Below are 25,310 nucleotides of genomic sequence, written 5' to 3'. Positions count from 1 at the left end.
GCATAGGAAAAGGTCGTCGCGGCAGAGCCGCGCCGACTTGTCACCGGTCAGGGATAAAATTGATATCGAGAGGCCGGATTAGCCGACCTTGAAGGCCCGCTTGGCGTCGAGCAGGTCGACGGTGCCGAGCCCGGTCTCGCGCAGCACGAAGATGCGCTCGCCATTGACGACCCCGAGCGCGTAGCCAAAGGGGCCCTCATGTGGGATGGCGGCGATATCGCCGATGCCGGCTTCGCTTGGGTGAATCTCCGGCAGCATGCTGGCGACGAGATCGGCAAGATTGTCGAAGCCCGCCGCTTTCATCGTCTTCAGCGCGCCGGCGGCAGTCGAATACTCGCCGCGAAACTGCGCGGCGCAATCGACGCCGGTGATCGCCAGCACCAGATTGCCGGCAAGGCCCGGGCCGCAATCATGGCTGCCCCAGGCAAAGGGCGTGCGCTTCAGCCGATCGATCTCGGCGACGAAGCGGGCACGCCAGTTCTTGACTCTGACAAGATCGCTGTTCATTTCTGCCCCCAGGGGATCTGCCAATTGGCGACGGTGCTGGAATAAAGGCCGAATTCATCGCCGCTGCGGCGCTTCTGGCCTTCATAGGAGGATTTGGCCGGATTGGTGCGCTCCAGCATAGCGATGGCGGCGGAGATGGCGGAGATCTCAATATCCCCATCCTGCCCCACGGCTGGCGTCTTGATCGGAGCGCCATCGGCAATGCCGAGAAAGGCGATTTCCGGCGCGGCACTTGGCAGGCGCGTGCCGGTATCGAACGACATGTCATGGATTTCGATCGGCGCCAGCCGCAGATCGTAGCCGCGCACAAGCTGCTGCACGGCGGGCGCGATCTGGCCGATGGTGATGGTCACGGTCTGGATTGTCAGATCCGCCGTGCGCGGGATCGGGCTCACCTGTAGATTGAGGCCGCCATAGTAGGTCCGCGCCTCCGGCAGACCGGTGACGCCGGAGGTGACTGTCATGTTGATATCGTCATCGCCGGTCCAGACGCCGATCGAGGCGGGCGCGCCACTGGCGAGATCCTTGCCGGTGATCCAGACGAAACGACGGGGCACGAGCCCCTTGTCGCGCGCGCCGGTCAGCGCCGCGAAGAAAGCGGAGGTGATGTTCTTCATCGTCTATTTCTTCTGGATGATCTTGAAGGTGGCGCCCGTGGTGATCGGGCCGCTCGCGGTGCCGGGATTGTGGCTGCCCGGCATGACCAGGCATTTGCAGGCCGGCAGCAGAAGCGTCACACCGAGACCGGCGGCAAAGCCGGCCGGCAGATGCGGGAAAACGCCGAAGACGGGCGTGATGCCCTGCCCGCTGGCATCAACCGTTTCCGAGACTTCGAGAAAGGCGTAGCGGCCGCCATAGCCGACCTGCATCTTATCGCCGACGGTCAATCGATAACCAGCTGGCAGGCCCTTGAGGCTGAGCGAGGCATTGTCGGCCCCGAGTGCTGCGACACTGACCGCAGCGCTCCCGAGCTTCGTCCCGTCGGGGTCGGCCTGCGGATATTTCGACAGCGGATCATAAAGAAAAAGCGCCTCCTGGGCGCCGTGTAGCTTGCGGATGCGGGCGGCGATCTGTTTCGCCTCCGCATTGTACGTGTCGGCCAGCGTCACCGTGCCGGTCCAGAGCGGCGGCGCCAGCTCCGCCTGCCAGACCCGGCCATCGCCGGAGCCGGAAAGCTCGTCATTGCGCTGAATGTCCCAGACGATGCTGGAGATCTTCAGAAGATCGGCAAAGGCCGGCAGGCTGTAGGGATAGGAAACGGTCATCAGCGCCTCCGGGGATTGCGGTTGATCTGCGCGACGCGATCGGGAAGCTGCTGATTGAAATCATTCAGCCCCTGCCGCGTCGAACTCTGCGCTTCCGATTGCGCGACATTCTTCACATAGGCCTTCAGATTGCCGTCCTCATCGACGGAAACACCGACCGTGACATGCACGCCGGAAGCGGAGCCGGAGGCATCGTTCTGATTGTCGGCCCTGAGGCGACGGACGGGAACGGCAGCATCTGGCTGCGCCCGCAGCAATTGCGGCCCGCCCTCGCCGACCACGCCGCCATCGGCATAGCCGCGCCGGCCAAGCCGCATCGCCTCGACAACGCCGACGCCGCCAGCCCGGGCAATATCCCTCTGGCTCCAGACGACCTCGCCGGCGTGAACGATGCCTGCCGGCTCATAGGTGGTGCCAGGACCAGTATAGCCGCCATCTGCCCATCCAGCGGATAGAGCGCTGAAGGGATCGAAGCCGGAGGTGGGCACGGTTGCATTCGAGCCGATGTTGAAACCACCGCCGCTGCCAAATCCGAACAGGTTTGAGAATAAGCCGCCAATACCGCCGCCACCGAACAGCCCGCCGCCTGCGGCAGCACTATTGACCTTGAACAGGCTGTTGAGCACATCGTTCAACAGTCTGTCGGAAATCTTGGTGAGCACGGAAATCGCCGCCTTCCCCAAGGATTTCCAAAGGCCCTCTCCATTGCGCAAGCCGCTGACCAGCGTCGAGGCGAAATCGCCGGCAAGCTCGCGGGCATATTTCAGCTGCTCATTGTAGCGAATGATATTGGCCGAGGCCGAGTTCATATCGACCGGCAGGCCATATTGCTTCTGTGTCGAAGCAACAGTCTGATCGATGGTCGAGCGGCCCATCTGCTCCTGCTGGAACTGGATATCGCCCGCAAGCTTCTGCAGCGCCTGCGCGTCGGCAACGCGCCGATAGGCATCAGCCTGGTCGTTGGCCGCCTTGGTCAATTGCGGCATTTGCGCCAATTGCACGGCACAACTTTTCTGAAGCTCGTCCTGGCTTTGCTTCAGCGTGACAACCTTCGACTTCACATTGTCCGTCGCGGCAGCGGACTGAGCGGAGGTCTGTATTCCGACTTTTACTTGCTCCGTGTTGTCCTTGGAGGATTTCGTAAGAGCATCAGTAGCTTGCTGAATACCTTGTAGCTCATCCTTTTGGCTATTTTGAACCCCAGCGCTACCGGCTATGGACTGCTTCGATTTAGTTTCGATCGCGAGCGGGCTAACGCGAGAGAAAGCGGCAATATTTGGAAGGAGTATACTTGCCGTGGTGCCGCTTTCGGCAAAAATGGATTGCTTTATATTATTAAGCGAAGCAGGTTTCTCTTTGTTCGCAGCGTTATGTTTGGCCATCAAGCCGTTCGCAAGGCTTAGATCATCTTTGATCGGTCCCAGCGCGACCTTGAGCTTTGCCGACGAAGCGGCAATCTCAGGAACATCTGACATCTTCGCTGCGGCGTCAGACAACGCTTTGTCCAGATTGAACAGAGCATTTATTGGGTTTGCCTCAGCTTTAAATTTACTCATCACTTCTTCATAGCTTTTCTGCGCCGCAAATAAGGGATTATCCGGTCCGCTTGCTGAAGGCGGAAACGAGAGTTGCGGTTCAATATCCGAGAGCGCACTATTCAAATTGTTGAGCGCTTGATCAAAAAAATCTTTCGCCCCTTTATGAAATTCGAAAGTTTTTGTAAGGGTCTCATCCCTCGGTATCATAACACCAGCATACCTCGCGATTACTGGGTCATCTTTGGCACCTGGCAAAGCCATTAAACGCCTTGCTCGATCGCCCTTTGCTCTTGCGTCTGCTTCAGATTTCTGCCGCATATTGGATGGGCTAAAGCTATCTACCCAATCGCCGGCAACGGTGCTCGCCTGATCGCCCGCGATGGGGATCAACCCGACGACGGCTTTGGTCAAGATGCTTGCTGCGCTGACGAGATTGTCTAACACGCCCGGCCCGAGATCTGCGGCAAATTCAGCACGATGATCCAAGAAATAGTCATATTGCTCGTTTCCCGTGTGATTGAGCTGGGCGGAGGTCGGCGCGTTCGCTTGAGACCTTACATTCGAAGACTGTGACGCGAATCCTCTGTCGTTTGATGGAGTGTTAAGGGCGGCCAACGCTCCCTGAAATCTGTTGACCAAAGGGGCGGACCCTGCGCCGAACTTGTTAATCTGAGCAATAGTTTTATCGACGACTCCACCCATTATTTTTGCGTCATTATTCATTGTCTTTAGTGCGCGAGACACCGCGCCAGAGCCCCGCACAACACGATTCATTGCCGCAGCGAACCCATCAAAATCATCAGCCGCGGCCCGTACATTGGAGCTGTCAACAGAAATACCGAGAGTTGCAACATCTATCACTGGTATACCTTTCGAATTGATGGCAAAAATCAGCCGGGGCACTAGGGGGATTTTATGAAGTCGTTTTCAAACGTAGTTGCGGCATCGCTCATGTTGCCAATGTTGAGCGGCTGCGGCGTCTTTGATCCGCCGATCGTGAGAGCCTGTGAGACAAAACTGGCAAAATATCTCGCGGCACCATCTACCTATGAGCGCAACAGATTCTTTCTTAGCGACAGGCCTGCGACAAGGGCTGATGTCGGGGAGCGATACGAGAACATCCCATATCTCAAAGAAGTGTATCTGAAGGAATTTGATAAAGGCAGGATGAAGCCGGTATATTATACCGCAACCCTGAATTTTAACGTATTAAACAAGAATGCAGAAGTGACCACGACAACAGTCGTTTGCCAATACCTCTCCCACGATGGCAGCACATCCAAACTAGCAATGTTCGAAGTCCTTCCCCGCCCTACGGACACCTCTACATTTTCACAAATACTGCGAGACACTAGCAATGACCCGCCCCTAACTGAACAGGAAAAACTAGATTACACCAAACCAATCGCCCCTTATGTGGGATGGATACGCGACCAGCTTCGGCGCATCTTCGGCTGAACACCGATATCTAAGAGCTTAAATCAACCTATAGAGGCAACATGCGTCGATTAATTTTCGCAACTTTCATGTGCATGATAAGCGGAATCGCTACTGCAGGAGACGATCAAAAGCTCGCAGAACTAACGACTGCGTTTACGAACGCCAGTTACGCCAGCCTGAGTGCCGCCTATTTCTGCCGCAACGGCATCGGCGTTGAATCATATCTAAAAGTGCGCAAGGCAGTTGAAGCAGGATTGGTTAATGTAACGGAAAATGCCGACCTGGCGCGCCAGATTATGGATGAATGGGAAAAGAAGATGGCGCGCGACCCACTTTACAAGAACCCCAAGGTCACAGTTGATAAATGCAGTGATTTGCTGATGGAGCGATATCACAAACTGGATGCGGCTTTCGATGCTATTGCAAATAGGAAAAATACGCGCTGACACTTTGATGGATGCCTGAAAGTGCAATAGTCATGGGGTTCTCAAGCTCGCAGAACTTGCAATATCCGTTACTGGACCATCTTTTGATTTAAATACGGTGACCGTGCACTCAATAAGATTAGATCTGACCAAGGCAGCCAATGGCCTGTCTCGCTCGTATCGTCATCCCTGATACCCCACATCATGTTACCCAACGCGGCAACGGGCGGGCGCAAACCTTCTTTTGCGACGATGACTATGCGCTCTATCGCAATCTCCTGGCTCATCATTGTCGTGCCGCTGGCGTAGAGGTCTGGGGCTGGGTGTTGATGCCCAACCATGTTCACCTCATCCTCGTTCCGGCGGATGCTAACGCTACCCCGCCTCCCGCACCCTGATCGCCTCCGTCTCCTCCTCCACCGCCTGGCAATAGCGCCCGTCCATCGCCTTCAGCACGGCGATGTCCTCGCGGCGCAGGTGGTTGCCGGTCAGTTGCAGCCAGGCCAGCATTTCCTGGTGGGAGAGCGGCGCCGGGCCGGAAAAGCCGGGGGCCTGCGCCGAGCGCAGGTCCCAGAACCAGTCCCAGAGCGCATGGCCGGCCTCCGGCACCTCGGCCTCCGGGCTTAAAAGCTCGAAGGCCTCGTTGCGTTCGCGCCGGGTCTCGCCATTTGTATCGCGCACGCAATCATAGCGCGCTACGATCCCTACGGCTTCTGAAAGCCCTTCGGCAAGCTCTTCATAAAATTTGCGCGGTCCTCCGAGGCGCCGGCCACCTGATCGTAGATCCAGCCGGCATCCTCGACGACTTCGCGGGCCTTCTCGAAGGAGAGCACCGGCTGCTCGCCCTTCCACTGCTGTTCACCCCAGTTCCAGGAGGCGATGGCGGCGGCGGCCTTGTCGAGATATTCGGCCTCGACCTTGCTGGTGGTCAGCTTCTTCTTGCGGCTGGCGAGGAAGCGGTCGCTATGCTGGCGAACGATCTTCTTCACCTCGTTGCTCTCGGCCGAGCGGATCATGAAGGAGATGCCGAGCGGCTCCTCGGTGGCCGGATGCAGGAGCTGCAGCTCGAAGAGATCTTCGGAATTGACGAGACTGGAGATATCCAAGAAAACACCTTATCGGTTGGGACTTTTGAAAGTGGCCGCGCGCCGCAGGAGAGCGACGCGCGCAAGGTTCCGTAAGATGGTGCTTACGGCGTGGTGACGGGATCGACGCGGATCGGCAACTGGTTGAGGCCGATCTTGAACTTCTCCAGATCGAAATCGTCGGAGCCGCCGCCGGGATAGAGCGGGCCGGAAACGACGCCGCGCGAATAGAACACCGTATTGGTCTTGCCCTGCGGCGCGTCGTTGCGCTCGACCTTGATCGCCATATTGTTGACGTTAAGGGGATCACCGAAGGTGCGCAGGATGTCCTGGCCCGGATCGTCGGCGATGGAGGCGACTTCGATCTCCGGATCGCCGGCGTTGGAAACGCCCTTCTGTTTCTGCTGCACCGGCTCATCCAGCGTATCGTAGTGGTTGATGGTGGAGTCCGAGCCAAAATCGCCGACCTTGCCGACCTTGCCCACCTGCACCCAGGTCAGCGCGGCATAGGCGGTGGCCGTCAGGTCCGTATTCTGGGGCGTCTCGCATACGTAGACTTTCGAGCCCTTCTTCGTGCTTTTGTTCGCCATGGATCATGTCTCCGGTTCAAAGGCGGTGTAGGGAATGGTGACCGGTATCTGCACCCGGTCATCCTCTTGGATCGGGCCTGCGGCCCACGGCTCGCCACTGATCGTGATCTTCACGCCAGAGGCGAACAGCGTCTTGTTGTTGAAATGGTCGATGACCTGGCCGGCGGCATCGAGTGGCTTGATCAGCCCGCCGCCGGCCTTCCAATAGACGGAAACCTGCAGAAGCCCGAGCTTCTGCTGCGGATCGTCGCCAAGCGTCACCTGCCGGGGACGGTTGGGCAGGTAGCTGACGGCCAGATAGTTATCCGGCTTTTCTTGCCCCACCGGCGGAAAGGCAATGCCCGGCTGCGCCACCGGCAAAGGCGGTAGGAATTGGAGTGCTGCCAGATGATCCAGCAGCGCAGCCAGAATGAGAGCGTCCGTCGCCGTCGCCATGCGTCACCCATGTCTATGATGTTGAAATTTAGAGAGGTCAGTCCGCCGTGTCGCGCGCGGCGCGCTCGACGATATCAGGCCATTGGCGCGCCGCGAGCCGCACCATGCCCTGCCCCGCCTGCCCATCCGTGCCATATTCGACTGCGGCGGCGTGCGGCGCGGTAAAGCCCATATGGATCATGCCGCCCAATGGCACACCGAGACCGGCCAGATGGACCGGCTGGCCTTCATCAGATCTCTCCAGATCCTCGCTTTGCCGTGGCGCGGCAGAGATCCGGAAGGAATTGACAAGTTCGCCGGAGGCTACAGGCGTTGCCTCGACAATTGCCGCGGCCAACCGCTGTGCGGAGAGGTTCGCCACCTCTTCCATGCGCTTCTTGGTCCGCTCAGCCCAGGCGGCGATATCGGCAGAGAAATTAGAGGAAGCCATATCGATTTGCCTCTTGATAAGCTTATGCGTCATCGGCGGCATTGCCCGGTGAAGAGCCTCGCCGCTCGAAATTCAAAAGGGTGAGATGGCCGTAGCGGGCACGAACCACGGGTTTGGCGGTTCGGGATTCAGCCTTCGTCCCGTCGCTTCTCTCAATCCCCGGCAATGGTGAAACCCGATTGAGCAGCAGGATCACTCGCGACAGCAGCCAAAGCGTCAGGATCGTCTTGAAACGCACCAGCGCCTTCATCGCCGCACCTGCAGCTGCCAAAAGACGACCGCCCCGCCCGGAGACAGTGGCTGGATATCAACGATCGCGTATTCAGCGCCGCCGATCAGCAGCCTGTCGGCCAGCGTCGGCGTGATCGACAGTCCCTCGGTCGAGAGATAGACCATGCGATCCCCGCGCTGGATGAGCGTATCGGCGACATGCGCCTGGCTCCGATCGAGATCGACGAACGAGCAAGCAAAGTCTTCGCTCGTCTGCACCGGATCGTAATCCGGGCCGGCACTCGTGATACGCCGCAGGCTGCCCTTCTGGCCGAATTTGGTAATCAGCCGCGCCGCAGTCGCCCGTACCTTATCGTAATTGAAAGCAGCCATCACACCACCAGAATGCCGGGGAGTACCGGGCGCAGGAGTTGGTAGAGAAGCCCGTCAAGCATGGTCAGCACCGGCTTTGCGGCGGCAACCATGTCGTCGCTGGTATCGGCAACGGCATATTCCGTCTCAAGCGGCCCCACCTTCTCGCGCTTCACCGTGCGAGCCGCGACGATGACGGGCGTCAGACTGCCCGGCTCCGCAAGCTCAAGCGCCGCCGCTTCATAGGCTGCGTAAGTCACAGCCAGCGGCAATGCATCGTCGGCGATCACTTCACCGTTCACGGTCGTGGCCTCGCTGCGGGGCCACGACAAGGCTTGATCATAGCCCCCGGTTCGCCGCCCGCTGAATTTGGGCTCGTAGAGGCTATCGAGGGCCTGCGATCCACGCACCAGCGCCGCCAGGCGATCGCCTTCATTGGCCGCGGTCCAGCCGGCATTGGCACGATCGGCGAAATAGGCATCGGCGGCAGCGAGCGTGCCGTAAAAGGATGCGGACATGAAAGCTCCGTGTCGATCGTTGAGAAGACAGATGCCCTCTCCCCGCGCGAAGCGGAGAGAGGGAGATCAGCATCAAGCCGCAGCCGTGATCTCGTCGCCATAGGCCATGGCGGCCGGCAGGCGTACCTCGGTGCCGCCGGTGCGGGCGATGATGCCGGTCTCGAAGCTCATGATCGACTTCTGGCGCGGCTGCAGCACGCGGCGCGGCATCGGCAGATGGAAGCGCAGCACTTCCGGATCGCGGCGATAGACGACCATGCGGCCGCCGCCATCCTGCGAGGCCGTCGCGAGCTCGCGCAGCGGCTGGATGTCGAGCGGCTGGCCGGTCTCGGCCGTGTAGACATTGCCGTGCCGCAGGAACTCCAGCACGGTGATGTAGCCATCACCATCGGCAAGCCGCTTCGTGGCGATCAGGCGGAAGGCTTCCGGCGGCAGGCGCAGGCTGTCGATCCATTCGACTTCGCCGGTCCGCTGCCGCACGCCGCCGATAAGATCGTTGACATCGCGCAGGATCTGATCGGCCGTCTTGGCGGACCAATGGGTCGAGCCGCCCGTACCATCGGCAGCGACATCGACGCGCGACACCTTCGGATCGTTGACGAAACCGGTCCAGCCCTTTTCCGTCGAACCGATCATGGCGACGGAATTGAGCAGGCGTTCGATCTTATCGGCGGCGAAAATGGCGTTGGAAGCATTGAGATCGAGATTGTAGAGCGCGGCCTGATTAACCTCCTCGAGATTCCACTCCCAACCCGAGCCGATCATTGCGAAATCATGGCTGGCGCTGTCGCGGGTCGACTGATTGAACGGCATATCCGTGCCGGCGGCGGAGAGGAACTTCGCGTCACCGGCGCTGTCGACGGTGAAGAAGGTCGTGCCGGAGGCCCATTCGTTGCCTTCGGTAACGACCGGAACATGGAGGCCGTAGTTGAGGGTCGGATAGCGCCGCTGGTAGATGCGCGTCTCGATATTGCGCCCCTGCGCAATGACGAAGGAATAGGCGGCCTGTGCGTCGGCAAACTGCTGTCGAACGAACTGGTTCATGGATTAGGCGCTCCTGTGCTTGAGCGAGATCTCGACGATGTCGCCGTTGCTGCCGCTCGTATCGAAGAAACAATCGGGAATGGGACCGACGATGCCGGTGCCGGCTGCGTTGACGTAAGCGTCGGTGGTCGGGTTGTAGTAGACGGCATCACCGTCCGAGACAGCACCGCCGGCCCGCACATACATCTGACCGGAGGTCAGGAACGCGCCCGTGACGAACTGGGCGTAACCGCCGGCCGGAGCCACATCGGGCAGCACGTTCGGGGTCAGCACGGCGATGCCGATGAACTTGCCACCGGCGGCAAAGGGCGCGACACCATGATCTGCAAGGCCGCGCTGAACGGGCTGCCCGAACTTGATGCCGGCAGCGGTCTCAACCGTGCGGCTGATCTTGTTGGCCTTTTCCTCAGAAGCGATCTGCCCGTGCAGGCCCTTCCGAGGAGCGTTTCCATAGGTGGTCTGATAAGTCGCCATTGAAGCGTCTCCTTTTCGTTGACCTGGTTAAGAGGGGTTGGCAGCCAGATGCGCGCTCTCGAGATCGCGCACCATGGCGGCATAGGCGGCAAAGGCTGGGGATGCGGACGGCTGCGTCGGATTGATGCCGTCTTTGATGGCATCGGCAAAAAGATCCGGCCTCTTACGTAGCCCCTCGGCCAGCATATCGAAGCGAGCATCGATATAGGCGTCCGATCTGCCCTGGACGGCGCCCTCGCCCGCCTTGGCGATCACGACGGCTTTACGGATGGCAGCGTCCGAAAGACCGGATGTCCGGATGTTGTCGGCAATCGCCTTGGCAAGACCGATCAGATCGGCGCGCGCCTCGGCACGGCGCTCGATCTCCGTTTCGTCCGGAACGGCTGCCTTCAGCGCGTCGAGTTCGGCATCCCGGATAGCAATGGCCCTCTGATGGGCGGCCTCGGCGTCAGCAAGGCGCTGCCGCAATGTCGTGATGATCTCCGCAGCCTGATCGGAAACTTCGATCTCGATGCCGTCGATCATGATCGTCTTGGTGGACATCATTCCTTCCTTGCTTTGCTTGTCATCGGAAAGGGGGCGTGGGGCTGCGAGAGGAGAGCAGCCCCACGGTGCGGCTGCATCGCCGATGCGGACTTTCGAGCCCGCACGGCCACGGCGCACAATGGCGATATGATTGATGCGAATGTTTCGCTGGATGGCGTCATAGGCTTCGCCGGCAGGCGTTACGCCGGCCGTGAAATCGACATCGCAGACATAGCCTGCGGAAAGCTCCTGCTTGCCGCTTTCGATGGCCTGGATCGTGTCTTCATCGCTGACCATCAGCGGCACGCGAAGGAAGATGCCCTCACCGGCGATCTCGTCTCCGGTCTGGCCGACAGCATATTTCTTCCAGTTTTCCGAGGTGACCATCTCGGGCGGATGATCGTTTGTCACCGGACGGTGAGCGGCACTCTTGAGCGTGTCCTCGGAAAAGACCTCACCGCTGGGCCGATAGATGCGCACGGTGGGCATCTCGGGCCTACCGATTTCGCCGCCGGCATAGGTTTGAATGCCGGTGCGGGCGATGCGGGCATCGGCCACGAGATAGCCGTCCCCCGTCCGCCGCGTCCCCGCGACGGTGACTGTGTCTGTGAAGTTCATGTTGGGATTTCTCCTGGTCGAAGCCGATGTGGTTCGGGTGAAAGCCGTTCCGCTCGATGAAGCGGTTTATTCGTTGGTTATACGCTGAGGACTGTGCGGCATTAGGCGTCGCCAGGTCGGTCGGGTGCCCTTGCTGCCGCCTCCAATCCCGGCAACGATCCGTCTTCTACAAAAGCATTCAGCAAAGCTTCAGAGAGAGCCTGACGAGGAATGATCTCCTCGCCCTGGGCGGAGCCGAACAGAGCTCGTGCCGCCTCCGCCTTCGTCTTGAAGATATCGGCCCGTTCCATCTCACTCATCTGCTCCAGCGGCGCCCAGGTCGAATAGATGGCGGGATCGCGCGAACCAATGGCAGAGCGGATGAGACACTCGTCAAGCCGGGACATTGCGGGCGTATAATCAAGCTCCTGAATGGCCTGGATGCGATCGTGGTAGTTCTTCATGTCGGCCGTGCCGGTCGCATTCATGCCGGCGGGAGACTGACCAAGCAATCGCGTGACCGGAATGTCGGCCGCACCGGCGACGATCTGCAGGAAGGCCATCAGAATATCCGTAAGGCCGGAGAGCTGCGCACTCTTGCTCTCGTACTCCTCTTCGGCATCGAGGATCAGCGTGCCGTTGACCCCCTTGATGGTGTTGGCGAGCGCGTAGCGGCGCAGCACCGCATCTTCATAGGCCTGATTGCCGATATTGGCCGAGAATTGTGGGACCTTGATGATGTCGATCTTGGCCTCGAAGACCAGGCTGGCGATATTGGCCGCGGTGCTGTCGGCATTCTTGATCGCATCGAAAGTCGCGGCGAGCACGCTTTCGCCCCAAGCCTGATTACCCATTCCCCCAAACTCTTCATTCGGTGTCATCGCACCTTTGAAGATGACGAGCCGAGAGGGATGGATGGTCACCTGCATGCCATTGGCACCGGTCAACCTGTAGAATTTAGGCTTGCCATACCATTCCGAGGTTGGATCACTATCAATATCGCCGGCCGCCAATTGGCGGCGCGTCAGTACCGTCAAATGTTTGAGGCCATCCTTTCCGATCCGCTCTATCCCCAACGGCCGTGCCGGATCGCCATCCTCGGACCCGATAAAGAGAGCGGCGCCACCGAAGAGACGCGCTTTCGTCGCTGCTTCCAGCACTTTGCCGCGCAGATTGAGACGGCGTTCCTCCGCTTCGATCAATCCGATCTGATCGCTCGATGCTTGCCAGTTTCGCCATTTCCGGCAGCTATCGAGAGCCGGAATGTCGATGATCTTGCGCGGCAGCCAGGAGCCGCGATAGGCGGCGATGATCTGTTCGTCCGTCAAGATGGGCTGCGTGTAGAAAACCGATGCCGCCTTGTCGCGATCGGTGCCCATGCGGGATGCAAGGCTCACCAATCCGTCGCGAACCATCGAGAATACCTGCCCCATGGATTGTCCTTTGATGTCGTGTGATGAAGAAGCTCGCCCAGCGAGCCTAGAAGTTGCTGAAGCTGAAAGATGAGCTCAGCGCGAGTTCGTTCAACGCATCGGCGAAGGCATCGACCTGGTCGTCGAACTGCCCGTTCGGAAAGGCACAGATCTCGTCGAGAAATGCTTCATTCCAATCCCCACGCAAAAGCTTGACGTTTCCCGCTTCGGCCTGCGCCGAGGCGGGTTTGGCGCGCGTCACCTTGTCGCCGGTTGGTGATATGGCTTTTACAGGAAAGCCCGCGAGCAGCTTGATCTTGGTTTCCGCATCAGCCTTGCCGGCTGCACCGGGATCCTGCGGCATGCGGATCGTCACCGTCGGCCCGTCCTGCGACGCAGTGTTCCTGAGATTGCGCTCCACCTCGGCGGGCGACCAGCGCCCGCGCGCGATGGTTTCGACATAGAAAATACCATCGATCAAAGCCATCCGTAGACCAACGGTCCAATCTGGCTTGCGACCGGGACGCTCTTTCGAAGCCGCGAAATCCCAGGCGCGACAACGCTTTGCACCAGCAGGCAGCGCTTCGACGATTTCGAAATCGCTGCGCTGAAATAGGCCGCCCGAGCGAGGAGCAGGCCGCTGTTGAAACTGGCCGGCCACCGCATAGGAGCCGAGCGGAATCTTGTCCCGCTCGATCACTGCACGAGGAAAGCGCCGCGGAAAAAGCAGTTCGCCCTCTTCCGTCCTCGGATCAGCAAATCCGATCGAGGTCCGGCATCGGCGCTCCGGCTCGAATTCCATCGGCAGCATCAGGTGCTCGTAGCCGAGCCCAAGCGCGAGGATCGTACCGGAGACATCCGCCTCATGTAGCCGCTGCATCACGACGACGATTGCCGAGCGCTGAGGATCGTTGAGCCGCGTCGGGACGGATTCGCGAAAGGTGCGGACCGTGGACAGGCGCTCGGCCTCCGATTCCGCCCCATCGACGGAATGCGGATCGTCGATGATGACACGATCGCCGCGACCGCCCGTCAACCTGGAGAACGGCACACCCTGCCGCGAGCCCATGCAGCTATTGGCGAAAGCCATCTCGCCCGTTCTTGTCAGCTTGACCCGATCGCCCCACAGCGTCTGATACCATTCAGAAGCAACAAGGTCTCGCATGCGCCTGTTGTCGCGCTTGGCGTAATGTTCCGAATAGGAGGCGCCGAGATAGCGCAGCTGCGGCTTGCCTTTCGGCCCCCATTCCCAGGCCGGCCAGAACACGCCGCAGAGAAGCGACTTCATCGTGCCCGGCGGCACGTTGATCAGCAGCCGGGTAATCTCGCCCGAAGTTACTGCTTCAAGATGTTGGCAGATGGCATCGATATGCCAGCCATGAACATAGTCAACGGAAGGCTCGACGACGTGCCAGGCCTCACGCACGAACCCGCTCAACGACTGGCAGTTGGCACGAATTTGCTCCGCGTCCATCGCAAGCTGCCTGGCATGCGCGGCTTGCTCGCGCTCAGCTCTTCGCCTCGCCTTCTCCTCCCGTATCGCCGCCATCATCGTCGCCGGATCCGGCAAGCGGACCGAAGAGGGATTCAAGTATCGCAAGCTGCTCATCCGTGGCATTGGTTAGGTCGATGGTGACGCCGCGACCTCCTTTGGTCCCGGCGCCGGAGCGCTCGCTAGGTTTCTGATGAACATAGGAGGCCGCTATCTTTGCCATTTCATCGCGCCGCTTCTGATCCGCCTCATCGTCACGCATTACTTTCAACATGTAATCAAGCGGCGTGTCGTCGGCGGAAACGGCCTTGCGACGGCGCGCACGCGGTTTGCGCGGCGCGACCGGCTTGTCGGCATTGGTCATGTTTCAGATTTCCGATGGAATTTTGAAAGAAAACAAGCGGTTCAACACAACGCTTGCGATCGTCAGTGCGTCGCTGCAACTGTTCTCATCATGTCAAAATAGATACCCCATTTCGTCACAGTTGGCGACACCCTTGAAGGCCGACAAGCGTGCAAGGAATGAGGGCTTTGACGAAGGTCGCAAACAACACTTTGAAATTATTTGCAGATATCGCAATCTGCAGTCCGACGCATTGAAGCGGATTACCTCGTTCCATCTGCTTGGGCACATGAGTTTGCTGCGGCAACAATATCGCGGTTCGGATAATGCAATGAACAATGAGTGGATTCGGCGGTTCATCGCCGCCAATCTCCCGGTCCTGCCTGTTCCCGGTATCCCGGACATTCGCCTGCGCAAAGCAGGCCCACAAAGCGGGCTGCGGCGCCTTGCGGAACAAGATCCGCAATTCGGCTCACCTTACTGGGCGCATTACTGGGGAGGAGGTCTGGTTCTAGCCCGTTATCTTCTCGACAGGCCCGAAAGTGTGGCGGGTCGCCGCGTATTAGATCTGGGCGCCGGCTCGGGAATTGTCGGGATTGCCGCCGCAAAGGCAGGCGCAGCGAAAGTATATGCCGCCGACGTCGATCCCTATGCAATCGCAGCTATCGAGCTCAATGCCGCACTCAATGAGGTGACGATCGATTCCCTACTCGCCGACTTGACGAAAAGCGAGCCGCCTGACGTCGACGTCATATGCGTCGGGGATCTTTTCTATGAAGCAGCGCTTGCGGGAAACGTCATCGCATTTCTGGATCGCTGTCTGGCTCGGGAAATCATGATTCTGATCGGCGATCCATGGCGAGTTCATCTGCCGACATCGCGCCTTCGCTTGCTGGCAGAATACACGGTCCCGGACTTCGGCGAGGCCACCACAAAGACTCGCTCAGCCGGCGTCTTTGCGCTTGGGTTAATCAAGTCATCAATCGAAGATATCCGCGCATCACAATGATTGCGGGTTCGGACCGCATCGTTGCGAAGACTTAGGCTTTCATCCTGGCACGCCTGCGGTTCCCGCGCTCCAGTCGTTTAGCCAGTTCGGCAAGTTCGGGACTTTCCGCATCGAAGACAGGCCGCGCATCATCTGGTAGCCAATGTGTTTCATGTTCAGGCACCTTGGGCCTTACCCGGTCGAGCCCGCCAGGCGCATTCGGCATCATCGGCGATATGCGCGACCAATCCGGCTCCTGCAGCATGGGCGAGGCAGCGAGAAGCACACTCGCAAGCGTCTGGAATTCGCTCTGAATGCGCCGTTCGGCGGTGCGCCGGACGCGCCCCGTCCGCGCGCAGAAATCTCGAAACGAACCGGCAATATAAGGCGCGGCAAGGCAAATGGACCATCGCGAAAGCAGGATACGCCGCTCCTCGTCCCCGACATGAACGCGCAGCCATTCCTGCAAGACCTCCTCTGCCCGGCTGATCGCCGCAGCGCTCGGACGATAGCGAATGCGGATATCGGCGTGATCCATCGGCTCGGGCAAAACCTCCGGCCAGAGTGTTCGCATCCTGTCGGGCCGGACGCCGCGTACATCGAGGTGAACCATCGTATCGGCAGCCTCGACGAAACGCGCCCGGATGATCAGGCTCAAGTCGGCGATTTCAGCCGCGCGACGGGACAGGTCGTCAAACTGCAAGGCGGACCGGTGCATCAAGTCGTTTCTCCAATTCCTGATAAATCAGCGTTCGCAATGTCGCCCGAACGGGCCAGGGCCGCCGCGCCACCGCATCCGTGCGCAATGTGGCAAGCGCGATATCGTCGAAGGCGCCCAAGAGATCACCTGGACGCTGCAGCGCCCAATCCTGGCGCTGCGCCAGAACATCGGACACGGCGCCGATCGTGTCCGACCAGAGCTCGTCGCGATTGCTCCCAGTCTGCCGGATGCATCGCAGAACGAAGACCAGATGGCCATCGCCGTAGCGGCCTCGGATTTCCTGCATCGTGCCGCGCGCGTGACTCTCCGCAGGTGCGCGGCGCCGATGGACGGGAACCAGCTTGATGCCGAGCCCATCGAGAAGAAGGTCTAGCCTGCCTTTGGTCATGACAGTTTAACTCCTTTCGCTGGTGAATTTGATGCCTCTTCCATTCCTGTGAGATCACATGACGCCTTCGGCCGCACCGGCGATTTTGGCCGATTTGGGTTTGAAGAAGGCCTCAGCCTTGGAAAGGGCTTCGACCCGCGCTCCGTCGCGCAGCATGGGCGTATTGAGATAAGCGACCATCGCCTCGCCCGCCGCAGCCTTCGCAGCATCCTGCGTCGCAAAGACAATCGGTTCACCTCGACAATCGCGGAGGATCTCGTTTGTCGCCCGGTGAACCTTGCGAATCCAGCCGAGATGACCGCCGGCAACGGCTTCTGTTCCGATTTGAAATTCGTTCATAGCAACCTCCCCCGGCTCGCTTGGCCGGGTCTATTTCTAGAGTTTCCCATTGAGTTGTAACGTTCCGGTGCCCGCCTACGGCCTGAGCTGCTTCGTCGGCCGTGCCGGGTCTCTGGGCTCAAGCGTGGGCGCTTCGACAATGCGGAAATGAATTTGGTCTCCCTCCGGAGCACCGAAGTCCCCATCCTCAGGGGATGGTATTGGCGATTTCCAAATGACGGACTTTATTGCGATCAGCATAGCGGCGAAAAATAACGCCGCGCCGATGCAAGCAAGAAGGCCCTGAAGCATCTCGATCATGGCAGCATCTCCTGGTCAGCTGCTTCGGATAAAGGCTTTGCCTCAGCCATTTCCCCAGGCTCGACGGCTACAGCACAACTCTCACAATGCAGCTCAATGATTTCCGCGATCGACAGAATTCGGAAGCATCCTGGGCACCCCCAGAAGCGGTCGAAATATCCAGCCCGCGAAGCTGCCCTCCTGCTCCCGCTGCCTATGACCATGACTTCACCTCCAAAACATTGTCTGTCGCGTACCGCGTCAGACCGCTCACCTGCCAAAAAGCGCTTTCCGCAGTCGGCATCTTGATAAACACAAATTATGTTGATAATAATCGCAATGTCAACATGATTTATGTTGGAAATTTTGCAAGGGTCAAAAGATGCAGAAATCCATGGGCGAACGACTGAGAGCGGCGCGCGAAGCCGCAAATTATCCATCAGCCACAAAGGCGGCAGAAGCGCTGGGCGTGAGCCTGTCCACCTATCGCGCGCATGAAAACGGCCAGAACGAATTCAGCGCCGAAGTCGCCAATCGCTATGCGAAGAAATTCGGTACGACCGCGGCCTATCTGCTGACTGGCGAAGGCCTGCGCAAAACCGCACGCACGGCACCGAACATCGTCATGTCATTCGATCCAGACGAACAGGATCACGATGGATTTGCCGAGAGCGGCGACGAGCTCAGCTACAGCCGGGAACACTGGAAGCCGCAGATCGAAGGCGCAACACCGGAGGTGGACGTCAAACTTGGCGCCGGTAGCGGCATCGTCGGTGAAGTCATCAACCTCCCCGTCGGCTCAGGCAATGTCGCCGGGCACAAGATTGTCGCGGAATGGCTTATTCCCACCGGCTATCTGCGAAACGAGGCAAAGGCTTCGCCGAACCATACGATCATCATGGAAGTCGTCGGTGATTCCATGCAGCCCACCTACATGCCGGGCGATCGCGTCATCGTCGATCTCTCGCAGAACCAAATGACCACCGATACCGTCTACGCGATCAGCGACGGCTATACTGAACCGCAGATCAAGCGCCTGCAGCGAGTTCCCTTCACCCATCCGGGCCAGGTCAAGATCATTTCCGACAATCCAGCCCTGGAGACCTTCACCGTCGAGCTGGATCGACTGACCATTATCGGCAGAATCTGCGGCCACATTGCCCGCAAATAGAAAGCAAACATAGGCCACAAACACCTTCGGTGTTCCAGTCGCAAATATAAACATAAATAATGTTGACATATATCGTGTTGAATGGCAATTTCGATAAGAGCCATTGGTCCTGTATGGAATGAGCCCGGGCAAGCATAGCATCTCGCTCGAAGTCAGCGAAACCGGACGTACCAAGCGCAACGATTGAAAAGGCCGCAGGGCCGTCGAAGGAGAGTGTCATTCATGCCGAAAAAGCCGAATGCTTTCATCATCGCACCGACAGAGGCGTTGAGGGGAACCGGTATTGCCGAGATATCGTCGATCACCAAGACGGGAGAATGACGGTGTATGCTCGGGAATTTTCCTGCGAATATCCTTTTGATGAGCTCAGCATCCGCCTATGCGATCGTTGGGAAACCGGATTGTTATTATATGGGCGCGCTGAATTGACATCGGCAGGAGCCGATTACGAGGATGAGTTCTACGTTTCGGCAATCAGATTGGATGGCGGTGCAAGGCTTGCACGGCCGAATGTCTCGAACAGCGCGGGCGGCTTCGAGTCCGAATTGTTTCGGCGGATAGCTGCCGTCATCGAAGACGACAGAACGCAGGCGGGCCGTCACGCCGCCGAGCTTTTTGCCATTGAATTGGAACAATCCCGGCAAGCCGACCATGATCAAAACCACAAGATCAGACAGGAAAGAAACCTGGAGATGCCTGCAGCAACACATTGAGGCCCATTGCAGCCGAGCATCAACACCAAATGGAGGTTGCTGAGACCATGGACGTCTCCCAACACGACCTTGAAGAGATTCGCCTACTGGAGCAGAAGCTGCATCTCCCCGAAATTCGGCAATCGCCGGCGATTGTGGCGGAACTGCTGGCGGAAGGCTTCGTCGAATTCGGCAGCTCCGGAACGGTCCACGACGATAGAGATGAACTAATCGCCCGTCTGGCTGCAGAAAAACCGGAAGAAGGCGCTCCGCCGATTATTTCCCGCGACTATGCCTTTCGACCGATCTCACCGGATGCCGTCCTCGTCACTTATCGCAGCATCCGACAGGCTGGAGAGAGAGGTCCGGAGCGGCATACTTTACGGAGTTCGATCTGGCAGCGCATCGATGGGCGATGGCAGATGATCTTTCACCAGGGAACGCCCACGGTTTCGCAGGATTGAATCCACAACCCGGCGCCATCGCATTTGCAAGCCATGAAATCCTTGCGACTGGGGTAAATGCGCTAAGTTTAGCGGAGCCCAGGCGCTGTATCGTTGGCTTTACCGTCTGTGAGGCCGAGGTTATCCGCCATCCGGATGAGATCGGCGACGGAGTCGGCCCGCATCTTGCGCATGGCCTGACCGCGATGGACCTTTACGGTGATTTCGCTGAGGCCGATCTCGGCGGCGATCTGCTTGTTCAGGAGGCCTCGCGCAACGAGCGCCATCACCTCACGTTCACGTGATGTGAGCGTTGAAAACCGCTCCTGAAGATCGACCTCCGCCGCCTGCTTGCGCAGGCGGGCGCGATCGATTTCGAGCGCCTGCCTGATAGCATCAAGCAGATCTTGCTCCCGGAACGGCTTTAGAAGAAACTCCACCGCCCCCGCTTTCATCGCTCTGACGGACATTGGCACGTCGCCGTGCCCGGTGAGGAAAATGATCGGGATCGCATAACCCGTCCGGGCAAGCTCATCCTGAAAATCAAGACCGCTCGCATCCGGCATCCTGACGTCCAGCACGATGCAGGCTGGCCCTTCGGGCCGGGGAGACGCCAAGAAATCCCGCGGCGACGCAAAGCCACGCGTATCGTAGCCGACGGAGCGCAATAGGCTGTCCAGTCCGTCACGCACGGATGGATCGTCGTCGATGACATAAACGGTCGACTGTTGTCTCTGCATCCCCTACCCCTTCACCTTTCCGCCGAGCGGCAAGGTGAAACCGAAGACGGCTCCGTGCGGAAAATTCGGCGCAGCATAGATGGTCCCGCCATGCGCTTCGATAATGGACCGGCTGATAGCAAGCCCCATCCCCATGCCTTTCGGCTTGGTCGTGTAAAAGGCTTCGAATATATTGTCGAGCATTTCGGCCGGCATGCCGCTGCCGGTATCGCGCAGGCTAACGGTCACCTTCCGTTCGCCCGCGGCAGCGCTGACAAGCAGCTCGCGCGTTTCCGCATCGACCTCAGCCAGAGCTTCGATCGCATTCATCACGAGATTGAGGACCACCTGCTGGAGCTGGACGCGATCACCAGCCACCAACGGCAGATCGCCCGCCAATTCGGTGCGGAATCGAATCTGATTCCGACGGATCTCGCTGCGGACGAGTTCCAATACATCATTGATCGCCTCGACCAGATCGATCGCGTCGCTAGATGGCGACGAGCGCGCCACAAGCCCGCGGACACGGCCGATGACATCGCCTGCTCGCCCCGCATCCGCGACAATTCGCTCGATGGCACGGCGGGCTTCGTCGTGATCGGCCGGTGTCGCCGAAAGCCATCGAAGCGCGGCATTGCCGTTAGCGGCAATTGCAGTGATCGGCTGGCTGACTTCGTGGGCTATCGATGTGCCCAACTCACCGACGATCATAAGACGCGACATGCGCGCGAGCTCCGATTGCGCCTGCCTCGCCCTGGCATCGAGCATTTCGATCCTGATTGCCAGATAAGTGGTCGCGCCGATCGCGACCAGACTAAGCGTACTGTTGATCAGGCCAGCCTGCGAAGCGCCATGACCCGTCAAAAAATAGCTGATGACGGTCAGAGCGGCGCATGTAATCCCGACCATCGCGATAGCTCCGGTTCGACCGGAATAGACCGCCAGCAGGATCACCGAGACATAAAGAACGGCGAAGGCGATCTCCAGATCGGTGATCGTATCACCGACGAAAATGAGGGCAGCGAGGACCGTAATGCCGAGCCAAAGCAATGGCATCTCGAAAAGATACTTCAGAAATTCCCGCCTCATTCCCTGCATCCCTGCATCACGGCTTCCGCAAGATTGCGTGCAGAAGCTGCAAACTGCCTGAACCGAAGCGCCAAAACAACAACCGCTTTCTCCGGCGCCGCCAAAGCTGGCGATCCGTAGGATCTGATGCGCTAAGCCCTGCCTTGGCGACCATCAAACCTTGGAATCCCATGGCGCCGGTCACCGCCTCAATGGGCGGCGAGGCTTCCGCATTCATTCCAGCCCAAGGTTTCAACTCGGGTTTTCCAGCGTGAACAGATCAGCGTTTTCGTCATAGGCGAAATATTCCGCGTAGCGGGCCCAGTTCGTAACAGCCTTGAGAGTGGTGTCGGCATAATCCTCGGACATGTAATCCTCCAGCTCATCGCGGAAGCGCCGTGCAGGCGCGCGGTGGGTCGGCCGCTCGTCGAGCACGCGGCGAATGTGCGCAGCCAGCGGCACATAGGTCGCCAGATGCTGCTCGAAGAGTTTCTTGCGTTCATCGACATCGCTGTCGGAGAAACGCAATCCCGGTGCCGTCAGCTTGATGTCACCCCCTTCCAGATCGGCAAAACGCAGCAGTTGAAGCGTTTCCGCAACCGGAAAGAGGTCATCGATGCCGAGATGCAGATGGGTGGCCAGCGGCGGCAGATCGGCCTGCCCGCGATAGGGCTCGGCAGCGACCGTTTCGATCAGACCGGACATCAAATTGGTCGACACGCGCGGCAGCGCCATGGCAATGCCGGTACCGGGGAAAAGGCCCTCGCGCGTCGGTGCGCCGGTCTTCACCGTCATCCGCGCATAGATATCTTCGACCAGCATGCGGAAGGCCGGATCGAGACGGTTGCGCGGCTGCGGCAGATCGACATGGATCTCCGCAATCACACGGCCGGGATTCGATCCGAAGATCAGGATGCGGTCGCACATCAGCACGGCTTCCTCGATATTGTGGGTCACCATCAGCACCGACTCGATCGGCATCCGGCCCTCACACCACAGATCAAGCAGATCCGTGCGAAGCGTTTCTGCGGTCAGCACGTCCAGCGCCGAAAAGGGTTCGTCCATCAGCAGAACCTTTGGCCGCACGACGAGTGCCCGCGCAAGGCCGACACGCTGGCGCATGCCTCCCGAGAGCTCCTTTGGATAAGCGCTTTCGAAACCGTCGAGGCCGATGAGATCGATGGCAGCGAGCGCACGCTTGCGCCGCTCGGAGGAGGCAACACCTTGCGCCTCCAACCCCAGTTCGACGTTTTGCAGCACGGTCAGCCAGGGAAAGAGCGCAAAGCTCTGGAAGACCACGGCGACATCGGAGTTGGGGCCGACGACCGGCCGGCCTTCGAAGGTGATATCGCCTCTGCTCGGGCGGATCAGACCGGCAATCGCACGCAGCAGCGTGGACTTGCCGGAGCCGGAACGGCCGAGCAAGCCAACGATTTCATTGGAATAGAGCTGAAGATCGACATTCTCGAGCACGACGAGCGAGCCGGATGCCCCCTTGTGGTAGGCCTGACACACTTGCTTCGCGAGAACCAGCGGCGCATTCCTTGCAATATCGGTCTTCCTGGAGATGACAGCGTTTTCCATATTCGATTCTCCGATCTGAATTAATCGAGGCGCATGCGGCGTTCGGCGAAGACGTAGAGCGGCCGCCAGAGCGTTCTGTTGAAGAGCGTCACGAAGATCGACATGACGACGATACCAAGGATGACACGCGGAAAATCGCCCGCTTCCGTCGCTTTCGCGATGTATGATCCCAGTCCGAAGGCTTCGAGTTTCGTGTTGCCCCAGCTCGCCAGTTCAGCAACGATGCTCGCGTTCCATGAGCCGCCGGACGCCGTCAGTGCACCCGTGATGTAGTAAGGGAATATTCCCGGCAGCATCACGCGCCGCCACCATGTCCATGAGCGCAGCCGGTAGACCGAGGACGCCTCCCGCAGATCGGTAGGAAATGCACTCGCGCCGGCAATCACGTTGAACAGGATGTACCATTGGGTGCCGAGTACCATCAGCGGTGACAGCCAGATGTTCGGGCTAGCGCCCGTCGCAACGATCGCAACCACTGCAACGGGAAAGAGCACATTTGCCGGAAACGCCGCCAGGAATTGGGCCAGAGGCTGGACGCGCTCGGCAACAGCGGGACGCAGGCCGATCCAGACGCCGATCGGAACCCAGATGACACTGGCGACCGCAATAAGAACGATAACGCGAACGAGCGTCACGAAGCCGCCGGCAAAAGCGATCCAGACATCGGCCCAAGAGAGCGTCTGGCTGAGATAGGAAACCGCATTCCAGATACTCCAGGCACCGATGACTGCGATCAGCACATACCAGGCAATATCGATAGCCCAGCTGACGGCTCGCTGCCCGCCTCGCTCTCTTGCGACGGCACGCGAGGCCGGCAACAGCCGCAGGAGCATCAGCCGACCCCATGCAGCGGCCAAAGGCGTGGTTACGGATTTCAGAAGACGCGTGCGACGGATCAGCGAATAGACCCAGGAGCGCGGCTTCTGCTGCCCGGCGGTCTGCTCGAAGCGGAACTTGTCTGCCCAGGCGACGATCGGGCGGAAAAGCAGCTGGTCGTAAAGAAGGATGACGACCGCCATCGCAAGTACAGCCCAGCTCACCGCGGCGAAATCCTGCTTGTCGATGGCAACTGCCAGCCACGAACCCAGACCTGGAAGCTGCACGGTAGTGTTTCCCACCGTGATCGCTTCGGATGCGACCACGAAGAACCAGCCGCCGGACATCGACATCATCGTATTCCAGACGAGACCGGGTGCGGCAAAGGGAGCCTCCAACCGCCAGAAGCGCTGCCACGTCGACAGACCAAAACCGCGGCTGACCTCATCGAGATCGCGCGGAACCGTCCGCAGCGACTGATAGAAGGAGAAAGCCATATTCCATGCCTGGCTGGTGAAGATCGCGAAGATCGAAGCACATTCCGCGCCGAGCTGGCTTCCGGGGAAAAGGCCCATGAAGAAGGTCACGGTGAAGGTCAGAAAGCCGAGCACCGGGACGGATTGCAGAATGTCGAGCGCCGGAATGATGATCTTTTCGGCGCGGCGGCTCTTTGCGGCGAGCGTCGCGACGACGAAGGTGAAGATGAGGGACGCAACGATGGCAGCCATCATCCGCAAAGTCGTGCGCAAGGCGTATTCGGGCAGATAGGCCGGATCCAGCGACAGCGGTGCCGTGGACAGGCCAGCCAGCGGTGCGCGCATCTCGGCTATACCATGAAGTGTGAGATAGGCAGCGGCCGCAATGAAGGCGAATGCAGCGAGATCATAGCCATTCGGCAAGATACGCGAAGCGGCCAATGCAGCAACGGCGCTACGCTCGCGTCGATCATTAGCAAGGAAAACCATGTAATAACCCTTTGAAACGGGATGTTATCGGCCAGGGCGCGGTCGTATGGCGCTGCATTCGCGACGCCACCGACCGCTGCGCTTGTTTAAGAAAGGACACTTAAGCCGCGCGACGGCTGCCATCCTCATCGACGACGAGCTCGCCTTCCGTCGTCCAGAAGCACTCAAGCTTTCCGGTGTAGGAATTGATGTGCCAGACGGCGATCAGGCGCGGACGCTGTGGCGATACGGAGCGTTCAGCCGGACGGCTGCCAACCGAAACCGCAAAGGTGTTCGGGGCGGAAAACTTGGTTGCGAACCTGCGTCCGCGGAAAAGAACGATGTTGTTCATAGCTCACCTCTTCGGCCCACCTAACGGCAGATCCGAAGGGCGAGCCGGACAGGCTAGGCCCGACCGGCGCTCGCCCGGCGAATGCCGGCAGCGGTCCAGGTTGT

The 25,310-nt window shown here is 59.3% G+C and carries 33 protein-coding genes; 6 read left to right on the top strand and 27 right to left on the bottom strand.

From position 1 onward, the window contains the following. Window positions 1-78: 78 nt before the first annotated feature. From PH562_RS02650 to PH562_RS02635, 4 genes are read right to left on the bottom strand one after another with little or no spacing between them, the layout of a single operon-like run. A complete protein-coding gene (locus PH562_RS02650) occupies window positions 79-507 on the bottom strand; it encodes a DUF6950 family protein (RefSeq protein WP_285171305.1) in 429 nt (142 codons plus the stop codon). After that, entirely contained in the window at window positions 504-1,124 is a 621-nt protein-coding gene (locus PH562_RS02645) for a hypothetical protein (protein WP_113230431.1), read from the bottom strand. The genes PH562_RS02650 and PH562_RS02645 overlap by 4 nt, the downstream gene beginning before the upstream one ends. A 3-nt stretch (window positions 1,125-1,127) precedes the next feature. After that, window positions 1,128-1,772 carry a hypothetical protein gene (locus PH562_RS02640; RefSeq protein WP_285171304.1) on the bottom strand — a complete coding sequence of 215 codons (645 nt, stop codon included), beginning with the start codon at window positions 1,770-1,772 and terminating at the stop codon, window positions 1,128-1,130. Continuing rightward, a complete protein-coding gene (locus PH562_RS02635) occupies window positions 1,772-4,171 on the bottom strand; it encodes a hypothetical protein (RefSeq protein ID WP_285171303.1) in 2,400 nt (799 codons plus the stop codon). The genes PH562_RS02640 and PH562_RS02635 overlap by 1 nt, the downstream gene beginning before the upstream one ends. 54 nt (window positions 4,172-4,225) lie before the next feature. Between PH562_RS02635 and PH562_RS02630 the strand changes: the two genes are divergently transcribed. Both PH562_RS02630 and PH562_RS02625 read left to right on the top strand, forming a co-directional pair. Beyond that, window positions 4,226-4,768, top strand: coding sequence for a hypothetical protein (locus tag PH562_RS02630; protein WP_113234018.1), 543 nt, complete (start codon window positions 4,226-4,228; stop codon window positions 4,766-4,768). Window positions 4,769-4,809: 41 nt separating this feature from the next. Further along, complete coding sequence (locus tag PH562_RS02625; RefSeq protein ID WP_162738119.1) at window positions 4,810-5,196, top strand: hypothetical protein; 387 nt, start codon at window positions 4,810-4,812, stop codon at window positions 5,194-5,196. Between the two features lie 354 nt (window positions 5,197-5,550). Here the strand turns inward: PH562_RS02625 and PH562_RS02615 are convergent, their stop codons facing one another. The 14 genes from PH562_RS02615 to PH562_RS02550 all read right to left on the bottom strand — a co-directional run bounded on the left by PH562_RS02615 (window position 5,551) and on the right by PH562_RS02550 (window position 14,723). Next, the gene (locus tag PH562_RS02615; protein WP_113230426.1) at window positions 5,551-5,856 is read right to left on the bottom strand and encodes a phage tail assembly chaperone; all 306 of its coding nucleotides are present in this window, start codon (window positions 5,854-5,856) and stop codon (window positions 5,551-5,553) included. 23 nt (window positions 5,857-5,879) lie between these two features. After that, the gene (locus PH562_RS02610; protein WP_092577516.1) at window positions 5,880-6,281 is read right to left on the bottom strand and encodes a hypothetical protein; all 402 of its coding nucleotides are present in this window, start codon (window positions 6,279-6,281) and stop codon (window positions 5,880-5,882) included. 83 nt (window positions 6,282-6,364) lie between these two features. Continuing rightward, window positions 6,365-6,850: a hypothetical protein gene (locus tag PH562_RS02605; RefSeq protein ID WP_285171301.1), complete on the bottom strand. Its 486-nt coding sequence runs from the start codon at window positions 6,848-6,850 to the stop codon at window positions 6,365-6,367. 3 nt (window positions 6,851-6,853) lie between these two features. Then, a complete protein-coding gene (locus PH562_RS02600; protein WP_285171300.1) occupies window positions 6,854-7,285 on the bottom strand; it encodes a phage tail terminator-like protein in 432 nt (143 codons plus the stop codon). 37 nt (window positions 7,286-7,322) lie between these two features. Next, window positions 7,323-7,715 (bottom strand): HK97 gp10 family phage protein, encoded by a 393-nt coding sequence (locus PH562_RS02595; protein WP_285171299.1) that lies wholly within the window; start codon window positions 7,713-7,715, stop codon window positions 7,323-7,325. 22 nt (window positions 7,716-7,737) lie between these two features. Beyond that, the gene (locus PH562_RS02590) at window positions 7,738-7,986 is read right to left on the bottom strand and encodes a hypothetical protein (protein ID WP_285171298.1); all 249 of its coding nucleotides are present in this window, start codon (window positions 7,984-7,986) and stop codon (window positions 7,738-7,740) included. Further along, entirely contained in the window at window positions 7,962-8,318 is a 357-nt protein-coding gene (locus PH562_RS02585) for a hypothetical protein (RefSeq protein ID WP_285171296.1), read from the bottom strand. The genes PH562_RS02590 and PH562_RS02585 overlap by 25 nt, the downstream gene beginning before the upstream one ends. Further along, entirely contained in the window at window positions 8,318-8,815 is a 498-nt protein-coding gene (locus tag PH562_RS02580) for a DnaT-like ssDNA-binding protein (protein WP_285171295.1), read from the bottom strand. Before PH562_RS02580 ends, PH562_RS02585 begins: the two co-directional genes overlap by 1 nt. Window positions 8,816-8,887: 72 nt before the next feature. Continuing rightward, complete coding sequence (locus PH562_RS02575) at window positions 8,888-9,859, bottom strand: DUF2184 domain-containing protein (RefSeq protein ID WP_285171294.1); 972 nt, start codon at window positions 9,857-9,859, stop codon at window positions 8,888-8,890. A 3-nt stretch (window positions 9,860-9,862) separates the two neighbouring features. Then, the gene (locus tag PH562_RS02570) at window positions 9,863-10,333 is read right to left on the bottom strand and encodes a structural cement protein Gp24 (protein ID WP_047632003.1); all 471 of its coding nucleotides are present in this window, start codon (window positions 10,331-10,333) and stop codon (window positions 9,863-9,865) included. A gap of 27 nt (window positions 10,334-10,360) precedes the next feature. Next, the gene (locus tag PH562_RS02565) at window positions 10,361-11,476 is read right to left on the bottom strand and encodes a DUF2213 domain-containing protein (protein WP_285171293.1); all 1,116 of its coding nucleotides are present in this window, start codon (window positions 11,474-11,476) and stop codon (window positions 10,361-10,363) included. Window positions 11,477-11,577: 101 nt separating this feature from the next. Further along, complete coding sequence (locus PH562_RS02560) at window positions 11,578-12,888, bottom strand: DUF1073 domain-containing protein (protein ID WP_285171292.1); 1,311 nt, start codon at window positions 12,886-12,888, stop codon at window positions 11,578-11,580. Between the two features lie 46 nt (window positions 12,889-12,934). After that, a complete protein-coding gene (terL, locus tag PH562_RS02555) occupies window positions 12,935-14,419 on the bottom strand; it encodes a phage terminase large subunit (RefSeq protein ID WP_285171290.1) in 1,485 nt (494 codons plus the stop codon). Continuing rightward, complete coding sequence (locus PH562_RS02550) at window positions 14,376-14,723, bottom strand: hypothetical protein (RefSeq protein ID WP_095435328.1); 348 nt, start codon at window positions 14,721-14,723, stop codon at window positions 14,376-14,378. Before PH562_RS02550 ends, terL begins: the two co-directional genes overlap by 44 nt. Window positions 14,724-15,033: 310 nt before the next feature. Here PH562_RS02550 and PH562_RS02545 point away from each other — a divergent pair, with 310 nt between their 5' ends. Then, window positions 15,034-15,711 carry a class I SAM-dependent methyltransferase gene (locus PH562_RS02545; protein WP_285171546.1) on the top strand — a complete coding sequence of 226 codons (678 nt, stop codon included), beginning with the start codon at window positions 15,034-15,036 and terminating at the stop codon, window positions 15,709-15,711. A gap of 31 nt (window positions 15,712-15,742) precedes the next feature. Here the strand turns inward: PH562_RS02545 and PH562_RS02540 are convergent, their stop codons facing one another. The 4 genes from PH562_RS02540 to PH562_RS02525 all read right to left on the bottom strand — a co-directional run bounded on the left by PH562_RS02540 (window position 15,743) and on the right by PH562_RS02525 (window position 17,438). Then, a complete protein-coding gene (locus PH562_RS02540) occupies window positions 15,743-16,408 on the bottom strand; it encodes a DUF6362 family protein (RefSeq protein ID WP_285171289.1) in 666 nt (221 codons plus the stop codon). After that, window positions 16,383-16,799, bottom strand: a complete 417-nt coding sequence (locus PH562_RS02535; protein ID WP_069612591.1) for a hypothetical protein — start codon at window positions 16,797-16,799, stop codon at window positions 16,383-16,385. The genes PH562_RS02540 and PH562_RS02535 overlap by 26 nt, the downstream gene beginning before the upstream one ends. A gap of 54 nt (window positions 16,800-16,853) precedes the next feature. Then, window positions 16,854-17,138: a hypothetical protein gene (locus PH562_RS02530; RefSeq protein WP_113230411.1), complete on the bottom strand. Its 285-nt coding sequence runs from the start codon at window positions 17,136-17,138 to the stop codon at window positions 16,854-16,856. 75 nt (window positions 17,139-17,213) lie between these two features. Further along, window positions 17,214-17,438 (bottom strand): hypothetical protein, encoded by a 225-nt coding sequence (locus PH562_RS02525; RefSeq protein WP_113230410.1) that lies wholly within the window; start codon window positions 17,436-17,438, stop codon window positions 17,214-17,216. 361 nt (window positions 17,439-17,799) lie between these two features. Between PH562_RS02525 and PH562_RS02520 the strand changes: the two genes are divergently transcribed. From PH562_RS02520 to PH562_RS02510, 3 genes are all read left to right on the top strand, one after another. Continuing rightward, window positions 17,800-18,588: an XRE family transcriptional regulator gene (locus PH562_RS02520; protein WP_285171288.1), complete on the top strand. Its 789-nt coding sequence runs from the start codon at window positions 17,800-17,802 to the stop codon at window positions 18,586-18,588. Window positions 18,589-18,905: 317 nt separating this feature from the next. Beyond that, window positions 18,906-19,301, top strand: a complete 396-nt coding sequence (locus PH562_RS02515; protein ID WP_285171287.1) for a hypothetical protein — start codon at window positions 18,906-18,908, stop codon at window positions 19,299-19,301. Window positions 19,302-19,348: 47 nt separating this feature from the next. Continuing rightward, on the top strand, window positions 19,349-19,744 hold the full coding sequence (locus PH562_RS02510; protein WP_285171286.1) for a nuclear transport factor 2 family protein: 396 nt from the start codon (window positions 19,349-19,351) through the stop codon (window positions 19,742-19,744). Between the two features lie 68 nt (window positions 19,745-19,812). On the opposite strand, the gene PH562_RS02505 is transcribed toward PH562_RS02510, so the two are convergent. The 5 genes from PH562_RS02505 to PH562_RS02485 all read right to left on the bottom strand — a co-directional run bounded on the left by PH562_RS02505 (window position 19,813) and on the right by PH562_RS02485 (window position 25,206). Beyond that, the gene (locus tag PH562_RS02505) at window positions 19,813-20,463 is read right to left on the bottom strand and encodes a response regulator transcription factor (RefSeq protein WP_285171285.1); all 651 of its coding nucleotides are present in this window, start codon (window positions 20,461-20,463) and stop codon (window positions 19,813-19,815) included. A gap of 3 nt (window positions 20,464-20,466) precedes the next feature. Beyond that, entirely contained in the window at window positions 20,467-21,531 is a 1,065-nt protein-coding gene (locus PH562_RS02500) for a sensor histidine kinase (protein ID WP_285171284.1), read from the bottom strand. A 231-nt stretch (window positions 21,532-21,762) separates the two neighbouring features. Further along, a complete protein-coding gene (locus PH562_RS02495; protein WP_285171283.1) occupies window positions 21,763-23,094 on the bottom strand; it encodes an ABC transporter ATP-binding protein in 1,332 nt (443 codons plus the stop codon). A gap of 20 nt (window positions 23,095-23,114) precedes the next feature. After that, a complete protein-coding gene (locus PH562_RS02490; protein WP_285171282.1) occupies window positions 23,115-24,875 on the bottom strand; it encodes an ABC transporter permease in 1,761 nt (586 codons plus the stop codon). Window positions 24,876-24,975: 100 nt separating this feature from the next. Then, window positions 24,976-25,206, bottom strand: a complete 231-nt coding sequence (locus tag PH562_RS02485) for a hypothetical protein (RefSeq protein WP_113230400.1) — start codon at window positions 25,204-25,206, stop codon at window positions 24,976-24,978. Window positions 25,207-25,310: the final 104 nt, after the last annotated feature.

It is taken from the genome of Rhizobium centroccidentale, assembly GCF_030182565.1.
Taxonomy (GTDB): Bacteria; Pseudomonadota; Alphaproteobacteria; order Rhizobiales; family Rhizobiaceae; genus Rhizobium.
The sequence above is the reverse complement of the archived record's forward strand: the minus strand, read 5'-3'. Positions and strand labels throughout refer to the sequence as shown.